The sequence below is a fragment of the Phycobacter sedimenti genome, assembly GCF_038148855.1.
Classification (GTDB): Bacteria; Pseudomonadota; Alphaproteobacteria; order Rhodobacterales; family Rhodobacteraceae; genus Phycobacter; species Phycobacter sedimenti.
Genome location: NZ_JBBVGR010000007.1, coordinates 318,232 through 327,678, shown reverse-complemented (window position 1 = coordinate 327,678; position 9,447 = coordinate 318,232). Strand labels below are relative to the sequence as shown.

Below are 9,447 nucleotides of genomic sequence, written 5' to 3'. Positions count from 1 at the left end.
GGGATGGAGCAGCCAGGTAGCTCGTCAGGCTCATAACCTGAAGGTCGTAGGTTCAAATCCTACTCCCGCAACCAAAATCACAAAAACATATCAATGTAAGAGCGCCCTAAAGGGCGCTTTCCGCGTTTGGGCTTTCCCGTCGGTGGACCCCTTTCAGGGGGCTATTCCAAGTTTCTTGTTTCGTCAGACGGAAAACCCGCGGCCAAAATCGGGTGGCATCACCCGATCCGCTCCCGGATCCCTTTACGGGTCTGTGCAGCAAAACCGATCTCGGTCAAAAGCGACGCAGGTCTGTTTTTCCGTGCCCGAACCAGGGACTCCAACCGTTGTGATCAAATCCTCCTTCGGACAGCGCATCCGGAGGCCGCTGCTCCCAGGGGCGGAGCTGGACCAGGCTGTAGATGTCCGTTTCGTCCAAAGATTTACTAGCCTGCGCCTTGAGGGTTGCAACGATTTCGGTTGCCGTTGCATCCGGGTGCAGACCGCGCAGCAGTGCAGCGCTGCCGGCGACCAGTGCCGCAGCACCCGACGTACCCTTGAAGTTGTCGGAAAACCGCCCGTCCCTGTGATACGCCGTGGCCAGCCCTGGTAGCTCTGCTGTCTTCTCCTTGGAAAACGGTCGCTCGCAACTGGATGGGGCACAGATATCTATGCCGGGGCCATAACAACTGTAAAAGGCCTTTTGGGCAGCGGCTGTAATGGCGGAGACGTGCAGTTTGCAGTCTAGCTCGGCAAAGGCATTCCGAAAGCGGCGGGATTGCAGCGCCGTATTCGTCTTTGCCTCCCGCCCAAAGCTGACTGGCGAACTCGTGCGGAAATGGATCGGACAATTGGCATTGCCAGCCGGAAAGACGAATACCACGCCCTTTCCTCTGCGTCCGCCGCTTTGGCCCATTGCGGCCATGCGATCGAGAATGTTGCGCGAGAAATGCATGACCGGATGACGGGCAATCGGCAGGAGGGCGATATCGGCATGCCGATCTATGATCCCCAGCATCCCGGCCAGCAGTGGTTCGCTCAGGATGACCTGCCGATTTCGCATCGGCAATCGGATCGGGAACAGCCTGCAGCCCGGTGCAACGCCCTGTCCTCTGTCTTCGCCAGCCGCTGCGATGAGCGCGGCCATCGCATTTCCATGGGTGCCGCCAAAGCGGCATTGCGCAAGGTCGGCATGGTTCTGACCCGCGTGAACGCGCCATGTTTCGCCGTCGTGATGCGCATGGCCGGCGAGCTTCCCTGGTCGCTCCAGTCCGGGCACCTGAATGTCCACACCATCATCAGCTAGAGCAACAACGATATCCGCGCTTCCAGTCCCATGGCGATGCCAGAAATCTTCACACCCCAAATCCGCCTCGCTCGAGATATCGGCGGTGGGGTGGCGACCGTGCAGGTGCCATTGGCGTTCGTAATGACTTGGTTTCATGGGGCTCTCACTCTGACAGATACTGAAGCGGCAAGAGATCCCACTGTCAAATATCAAGTGGCCTTGCGCCGTGTACCCGCACTTGCATGGCCCAGGCCGACTTGATTGCACGAAGAAAACAGCGCCAAGATGGCACATGAAATCGCGACAGACAGACGAACACGGAGCACGCCTGATTTTTGAAGCCGGGGCGCGGGTGCGTATGGAAGACATACCAGTGCCGAGGCTTCCCGGCCCTTATGGGATTGTCCTGCGATCCGAGAATAGCCTCGTGAATTCCGGGACGGATCTGGCGAAATTGAAACAGCTGGAGACCGTAGCCGACCCGACCGCCCCGCACAGCATAGTCCCGACCGGAGTGGTCATGGGGCGGGTGACCGAGGTCGGGTCGGCGGTCGGCGCCATCTATCCCGTCATTGCTCCCGGCAGCTGGATTGTGGCTAAAGCCCCCCATGCTAGCCATCTTCACCTCAATGTCCTGACAGACGATCTTGTCGCTTTTGGAGAAGATCGGCCGCCGCTTCATTTCCTGCTGGCCCGATACGCGAATGTTGCAGCATCGGGGATGCGCTCTCTTGGGGGGCTGGATGGTGGGTCGGTGGCGGTCATCGGGCTGGGACCGCTTGGGCATATCTGTATGCGCTTGCTCGGACATCAGGGGCAAAACCGTCTGTTCGGGATTGACCGGCATGCCTATCGCAGAGCTGCGCTGGCGAATGCGCATCCGGGCTCCTGGACGCTTCGCGACCGGTTGCCGGAGTCAGAGACCTTTGACGCGATTGTCCTTGCTGCGCCTCTGGGGGCTGACCCGGACCAGTATCTTGAACGGCTCCGGCCCCGGGGCCGGTTGATCCTGCTTGCTGCTCCAGGCGCGGCGGCGACGATTGATCTGGCAGACGCGTTTTCGAGATCGCTTTCGATTGATGCCTTTCACGAACGTGAGACTGGCTTCATTCAATGGGGCTGTTTAGCCGACGGTCGAGTGGAGACTCCGGTTGCTGCTGGTATCAGGGTTCTTTCGGAGCTAAAGGCAAACCTGAAGTGGCCCCTTGATTATTTTGTTTACCCTGATAGGGTGAAAAAGCAATTTTATTCCGATCTTTGCAAAAAGAACGGTCGCGTGTTTTTAATTCTGTCTTGGTGTGGCTGATGTTTCCCATCGGTGTTTTCACAACTGTTTCGCGGGGTGAGGCAGGACTTGTTCCCTTCGTTCTTGCGAATGTAGCTGGGCATCCTGCTGTTACGTCCCTTGTCGTCCTGCACACAGGCACGGACAAACCGCCTACATTTGGTCAGTTGGCCGATCGTTTCCCGAATGTGCGTGAGGTCCACAAGGATTTTGGCAGTGGTCTTGATCGTGCGGTTGCGGACGGCGGCTTCGATCAGATCGCTGCGCGCAATCATGCACAGCGCCTTGTGGAAGAGGCAAAGCCGGACTGGATCATCCGGAACGACGCGGATGAAATCCTGCTGAACGCGGCCTTGGATGCGGTTGCCCAGACAGGTGACCGATACGACCTGATTACCTTTGATTACCACACGCTGCTTGCGGGCGGGCGCCATTGGGATGCGCCGCATCTCAACCGCCGCGTGGCACAGGAGACCCTGCTTGATCCGCATCTTGCGACCTGGCGCCGGGAGCTTGAGCTTTATGATGAAGCCTGTCCGCAAACCGTGCTGACCTCTGTGAATACCACGCGGCATTGCAATATTCGCGCATCGCATATCCCGAGCTTCAGGATGAAGACCGTCAAGGGTCTGATGCACCTGCATCTGCACTGTCTGCTTGGTAAGGCGAACGCCTGTTTGCGGGATCAGGGGACTTTATTGGAACAGGATCTGCCCGAAGAGGCGCGCCTGTGTCTGAGGGGGCTGGGTCTTGAGGGGGCTTGGGACGGGCGGTTCGAAAACCGGCAGCAACTGGAGGATATCACATGAAACACGAGATGGTGAACTTCGATGTCCTGACGACGGACATCAACGTCTTTGAAGCAAGTGACGGGCGCTTGATCGCTCACGCCCCCGTGCATGGTCAGGCGTTTTATGTGGATGCCGAAATGGCTGCGCTCATCGCTCGGCTGAAACGCAATCCGCAGGGATTTGATGCCGAGGAGGATGCGCATCGCCTGGCGGCTTTGCGCAAGGCAGGGCTCTTTGGGGGAAACAAGACCCCCCAGCCGCGCACGGCGGTCCTGGACGCCTTCAAACCGGTCGAAGCAACCCTGATTTTCACAGAAAACTGCAACCTGGGCTGCACCTATTGCTACGCCAGTTCATTGCCGATCAAGTCGAGGAAGCTGTCGACAGAACTGTTGCAGGCGGCTGTTGATCTGGTTTGCGAGAATGCCAGCCAGACCGACCAGAAGGCGGCTTCCTTTCGCTATATCGGCGGCGGTGAGCCGACGGTGGAATGGGCGCTGCTTGAGCAGGCGACAGACTATATCTCGCAGCGGTCTTCGGACAGTGGCGTCAGCCGCTTCATTCGTCTGATCACCAACGGAACGCTGCTGACCCCATCGCGCGTCGACTGGCTGAGCAAGAACATCGATTTTATCACCCTGTCCTTCGATATCCTGCCAGAGCTGCAGGCCAAGCGCCCTTATGCCAATGGCGCCAGCACGCAGGACAAGCTGATCAGCGTCGTCAAAGAGCTGTCCGCGGCCGGGGTCCCGTTTCATCTGCGGTCGACGATATCCGCCGAGGGCGCGGCGCATCTGGTCGAGATGGTGGAATATGCCCATGCGATCTGCGGTCCGGTTCAGATCCGGTTTGAGCCGATGTCCGAAATCGGTCGCTCCGTATCCGAGGGGGAGGCAAAACCTGCCCAGCAGCAGTTCGTCGAGGCTTTCAAGGCGGCCTATAAACGAGGTCGTGCGCTTGGCGTGGATGTGACATGCAAGCAGTTCACGAATATCGCCCGCAAAGGCAGCCGGTTCTGCGATACGGAATTTACCGTCACCCCGGAAGGGATGGTCAGTGGCTGTCATCGGTACAGCAGAAAGCAGCATGACGCCTACGACATGTTCAAGACCGGCAGCTATTCCGACGGGGCCTTTCACTTTGATGTTGATCAGATCAATGCATTGCTGGCCATAGACACCAATCACTTTGACGACTGCAAGACATGCTCGGCCCGCTGGAATTGCGCCTCCGGCTGCCTGTCTGCACGCATCACGAACGGAGCGGTCAACACGCATGGACCGCTCTGTCATCTCACACGTGAACTTTTGAAATTTTCAATCGAAGAAACCATGAAGGAGAAGCACGATGTCGAATACTCATGACGACTCGGGCATGAGCCCGGCGACCAATCTGACCGGCGGCCCCGTAAGCCATGGCGCCGGGTTCGAACTGGCTTGTTGTCAGGTCGGTGCCAGTGCCAATGCGGTGTGGGTGTCCGCCGCCGAACTGATCTACGAGTTGACGGGCGAGCCGGGCAAGGTCGTGCGCAACACGATTACCTTTGATGTCGAGGGGACCACGATCGATGTGGACCTTCTGAATGGCGCCTTTGCCGTCAAGAAAGAAGGCAGCGGCACTCCGATCGAAGGCCGCAAGGCGATTGACCTCCTGATGAAATGGAAAGGCTATGATTTTGATCAGGCTATCGAGTATGTTATCGAGAATTACTCGATGGATCATGCGATGGCGATGGCCAAGGATTTTGGCGCAATGAAGGTTCAGATGCTGTCAGATCGCATGGCCGCAAAGAAAGGCGATTGAATCCGTGAACTGCACCGTTCCGGGACGGAGAGACGCCCTGTTTGATGGGTGATCTGTCCTCTCCATGCGTGGTTTTTGAAGACAGCTGGCGCAGATTGCGCCAGTCGGACCACGACGGTTGGGGTGGCGCCAGACTGGAAGACCGCCTGAACGGATGGCGACGTGATCTGAAGCAACCTCTGCTGCAGGAGCAGTTTTCTGCCCCCGCAAAGGATGTGCTGGAAATCGGCTGCGGTGCCGGACATGTCAGTAGCATCATCGCTGCGAAGGGGCATCGCGTTACCGGTATCGATTTTTCGCCCACCGCTGTTGCCTGGGCGCGGGAACGCTGGGGGACGTCCTCCCTTGATGTTCGGTTTCTTGAACTCCGCGCCGAGAGCGTTGCCAGCCTCGGACCTGCGCGGTTCGATCTGGTTATCGATGGAAATTGCCTGCACTGTTTGGGGCATGACATTCGCAGCAGCGCCCTGTCAGGGATCGCTTCGGTGCTGCGCGACGATGGGCTTGCGGTTTTCAGCAGCATGGTACTGGGCACAGATATGCAGTTCAAAGACTACATATATGCCCCCGAAGAAAAGCGCCTGTATCTTGGTGAGCAGGCATGGCGTCATCTGGTTCCCGCTGAAGAGCTGCTTCTGGAGCTGGACGCCGCCGGTCTTGTTCCGGCGCTGATCGACAAACGCAAACGCAGCGCATGGGATCATCTGTTCGTGATTGCTCGAAAGCGAAAATAGACATGACCTCATCCGTTTCAGCGGCCGGAACGGCCAGAACCATCGAGGTGACCACCCGGATTGGCTGCCGTCTTGCCTGCTCATACTGTCCGCAGTCGACGCTGACGGCTGCGTTCCGGACATTGCCGGATCGGGGCAAGGCAGTCATGGACCCGGCCGATTTCCAATCATTTCTTTCAACCGTACCTCCGTCCGTTGATGTTCACTTCTCCGGTTTCGGAGAACCCTGGCACAATCGCGACTGCACGCAGATGGTGGAACATGCTGTTGACAAGGGGCACCATGTGGCAGTGTTCACGACTGCTGACGGAATGACAGAGGATGACATAGACCGTGTGGCCCAGCTTCCCTTGAAGCGGTTCGTGCTGCATCTCCCGGATGCCTTGGAAGAAATGCGCCTTGCGGTCAATGCAGCCTACATTGCCAAAGTCGCGTATCTGCAAAACAGACTGGCTGACCGGCTGGAGTTGCTGACAATTGGGGCCCCGCATCGTGCCTTCGCCACGCTGGATCGCCGTCGTCACATGGTCACGCGGCGCATTCAGGACCGGGCCGGAAACGTCAGGATAGAGGGCCGCACCATCGGCTCCGCCTACAGCCCCGAGGACATAGCCGTCCGAACCCGCGGCCAGCCCTTGCGCTGTCGCAAGGACCGCATGTTGTCCAATGTGCTGCTTCCCAACGGGGATCTTGTGGTCTGCGCCATGGATTATGGACTTGAAAACCGTATTGGTAATCTCGCCAGACAGACTTATGCCGAAATTCAGGCCGACGTCCCGTTTGCGCAGTTTCTGCGCAGGACGCTTGATGGATCCGAGGGGTTCATCTGCAGCAGATGCGAATACGCCTTGGCGGGTGCGTATTCCGCGGTCGAGATCGAAAGGATGGTATCCGATGTTTGATGCGCGTTCGTCGGGGCGGCCCGTTGCAATTGCGGGATCACAGGATGGCTATGTCGCCTTGGTGCGGGGCTTTGTGTCCGCCGGGCTGCAGATCGTTGATTTTGAGACCTTCGATGCTAATGCAGGACACCTTCTGCTGCGTCATGACATTGACCTGTCACTGGACGCGGCGCTGACAATGGCGAAGGCTGAACATGAACAGGGCTGGCAGGCCACCTACTTTGTCATGGTCAGCTCGCCTTTTTACAACATCCTCACTCCGCAGGCCAAATCCCGCCTGCAAGACATCAGAGCGCTGGGCCATGAGGTGGGATTGCACTTTGACCCAACAGCATATGATACGAGCGATCAGCTTGATGACCATATCGCCGCCGAACAGAGCCTGCTGGAACAGGTCATTGCGCAGCAGGTGAGGTTGGTAACACCTCACAGGCCTGCGCGATTTGCTTCGCATTGGCTGGGAAACGACTTTACGCCGGGCGGGCTGATAAACGGATATGGGTCCCGTTACTTTGGCCAGCCTTGTTACCTGTCGGACAGTGATGGAACCTGGCGGCATGGCCCGCCGCATGAGGCATGGCGCAACAGCACCAAACCAGCACTGCACCTGCTGACCCATCCTTATATCTGGATGTCGCCGCATCCCTGCGACCGGAATGCCGCCATCGACTATGCTCTGGGACGCCATTCCAGTGCTCTATTGGATGAGGCCTCGGCGCAGTTTTCAGGGTTCAGGACTTCTGAAAAACAACAAGTGCTGCTGAGCAGCAACCGGGTTTCCCAGTCATGAAGGCACTGCTTTCATGGCACAAAGCAGCCTCAGTTCGCAGGCTTACCCTGATGCACGCGCCCATGCGGCGAACCGCTCCATTTCCGCGAACCGGGGATGATCGTCGCGGCTCACCGCCCAAAAGGTTCTGCCTGGCAAGTCTGTCTTTGACAGACGCTCCAGCTGCCCCGCCGCAACAGCGGCGTCGGTCAGAACGCTGGACGCCAAGACCACGCCCTGACCTGCAAGAGCCGCGTCAATTGCGTTTATTTCCTCGGAAAAGTGCTGTGTGACCTTCGGTACCACCCGCCCCAACCCGGCTGCCTGAGACCAGCGCTGCCAACTCGGCGATGCCTCCGCGCCGCAATTCCAGCGGTACTGGATCAGCGGCAGTCGCAGAACACTGGCGTCATCCCTGACCGGATTTTGGCGCAGCAGCTCCGGTGCGCAGAGCGGGACCAGCCTGTCTTCGAACAGCGGCAGCCATTGGCCTTCTGGCTCTGCCTGAACAGCGTAGCGCACGGCAAAATCAACATCACCCTCGTAAAGGTTGACCGGCCGGTTGTCGGCCTCGACCTTGAGATTGAGCGCCGTCTGGCTGCGCAGGGCGGGCAATCGCCGCATGAGCCAGAGGCTGGCGAAAGCGACTGTGACGGAAACCACCAAAGGGCGGTCTGTGTCCTGTTTGGAAATGTCGGCGATGGCACTGGCCATTCTGTCGAAACTCTCGCGGAGCACCGGATACAAGGCCTCGCCTTCCTCCGACAGGCGAATGGGGCGCGGATAACGATGAAAGAGTTTCACCTCCAGAATCTCTTCCAGCTGGCGGACCTGGTGGCTGATTGCGGTCGGCGTCAGATGGAGTTCGGCAGCCGCGCGGGCAAAATGCAGATGCCTGGCAGCGGCCTCAAAAGCACGGAGTGCGTGGAGTGGAGGCAGGCGTCGCATCTGTCCTGTCCTTTCGGTTTGGGGTGGAACCTGGATGAACCATATTCATCCATGCCATGAAAAATTCGCCTTCGCCAGAGGGTGGGGTTGCTTGGTAGGCACAGCGTGCACTGCAAAAAAACCAGGAGATTGCTTATGCCTACTCTGTTGCGGATCGATGCAAGCGCTCAGCTTGAAGAACGCTCCCTCACACGCCATCTGACCTCGCTGTTCACTCAGGAGTTTCTGGCTCAGGCACCGGACACCAAAGTGATCTCCCGGGATGTCGGCCTGAGCCCGATCCCCGCGATAGACCACAAATTCATTCACGCGGCCTTCACTCCGCCTGCGGAGCGCGAGCCATGGATGACCGAGCGTCTGGCGCTGTCCGACGCGCTGGTTGATGAGGTGATCGCGGCGGATATCCTCGTCATGGGCGCGCCGATGTACAACTACGGCATGCCTACCGCCCTGAAAGGCTGGATCGACCACGTCGCCCGGATCGGCCGGACCTTTTCCTTCGATCTTGCGCGCGGTGACACGCCGATCGAGCCGATCCTGTCCGGCAAACGGCTGGTGGTGCTGTCTTCGCGCGGCGAATTCGGTTTTGCTCCGGGCGGTGAGCGGGCGCATCTCAACGCGCTTGATCCGGCGCTGGCCGCCTGTGCGCATTACTTTGGCGTAGCGCAGCCGGATATCGATACGATCGCCATCGAATATCAGGAGTTCAAGGACGCCCGTCACGCGGCATCGGTCGAAACCGCAGAGGCCCGCACCCGCGAACTGGCCGCGACACTGGCCGGTGCGGGCGCGCAGGCCGCCTAGGGAATCCGCGAGAGATCTTCCAAACTGGGCGCGTGGATTTCGATCCGCCCCTGGTTTGTTGTCAACCGGGGGCACCGAGCGACCTCATGGAGCAGAACGTCCAGCGTACTCAGCTGTGTTTCCTTGGATTTCTTGGCGAAAAGG

The 9,447-nt window shown here is 58.7% G+C and carries 10 protein-coding genes; 8 read left to right on the top strand and 2 right to left on the bottom strand.

Annotated elements, in window-relative coordinates; translation table 11 throughout:
- Positions 1-274: 274 nt before the first annotated feature.
- A complete protein-coding gene (locus AADA15_RS14585) occupies positions 275-1,423 on the bottom strand; it encodes a S8 family serine peptidase (protein ID WP_341642288.1) in 1,149 nt (382 codons plus the stop codon).
- 136 nt (positions 1,424-1,559) lie between these two features.
- Here AADA15_RS14585 and AADA15_RS14580 point away from each other — a divergent pair, with 136 nt between their 5' ends.
- The 7 genes from AADA15_RS14580 (at position 1,560) to AADA15_RS14550 (ending at position 7,572) form a co-directional block, all read left to right on the top strand.
- Positions 1,560-2,573 (top strand): hypothetical protein, encoded by a 1,014-nt coding sequence (locus AADA15_RS14580; RefSeq protein WP_341642278.1) that lies wholly within the window; start codon positions 1,560-1,562, stop codon positions 2,571-2,573.
- A 146-nt stretch (positions 2,574-2,719) separates the two neighbouring features.
- Positions 2,720-3,361, top strand: a complete 642-nt coding sequence (locus tag AADA15_RS14575) for a hypothetical protein (RefSeq protein ID WP_341642277.1) — start codon at positions 2,720-2,722, stop codon at positions 3,359-3,361.
- Entirely contained in the window at positions 3,358-4,707 is a 1,350-nt protein-coding gene (locus AADA15_RS14570) for a radical SAM/SPASM domain-containing protein (protein ID WP_341642276.1), read from the top strand. The genes AADA15_RS14575 and AADA15_RS14570 overlap by 4 nt, the downstream gene beginning before the upstream one ends.
- The gene (locus AADA15_RS14565) at positions 4,691-5,146 is read left to right on the top strand and encodes a hypothetical protein (protein WP_341642275.1); all 456 of its coding nucleotides are present in this window, start codon (positions 4,691-4,693) and stop codon (positions 5,144-5,146) included. The genes AADA15_RS14570 and AADA15_RS14565 overlap by 17 nt, the downstream gene beginning before the upstream one ends.
- Before the next feature lie 44 nt (positions 5,147-5,190).
- Complete coding sequence (locus AADA15_RS14560; protein WP_341642274.1) at positions 5,191-5,880, top strand: class I SAM-dependent methyltransferase; 690 nt, start codon at positions 5,191-5,193, stop codon at positions 5,878-5,880.
- A 2-nt stretch (positions 5,881-5,882) separates the two neighbouring features.
- On the top strand, positions 5,883-6,782 hold the full coding sequence (locus AADA15_RS14555) for a radical SAM/SPASM domain-containing protein (RefSeq protein ID WP_341642273.1): 900 nt from the start codon (positions 5,883-5,885) through the stop codon (positions 6,780-6,782).
- Positions 6,775-7,572, top strand: coding sequence for a polysaccharide deacetylase family protein (locus tag AADA15_RS14550; RefSeq protein ID WP_341642272.1), 798 nt, complete (start codon positions 6,775-6,777; stop codon positions 7,570-7,572). Before AADA15_RS14555 ends, AADA15_RS14550 begins: the two co-directional genes overlap by 8 nt.
- Before the next feature lie 42 nt (positions 7,573-7,614).
- Here AADA15_RS14550 and AADA15_RS14545 read toward each other — a convergent pair whose 3' ends face one another.
- Positions 7,615-8,499, bottom strand: coding sequence for a LysR substrate-binding domain-containing protein (locus tag AADA15_RS14545; RefSeq protein ID WP_341642271.1), 885 nt, complete (start codon positions 8,497-8,499; stop codon positions 7,615-7,617).
- Positions 8,500-8,634: 135 nt separating this feature from the next.
- Here AADA15_RS14545 and AADA15_RS14540 point away from each other — a divergent pair, with 135 nt between their 5' ends.
- Entirely contained in the window at positions 8,635-9,303 is a 669-nt protein-coding gene (locus AADA15_RS14540) for an FMN-dependent NADH-azoreductase (protein WP_341642270.1), read from the top strand.
- Positions 9,304-9,447 lie beyond the last annotated feature (144 nt).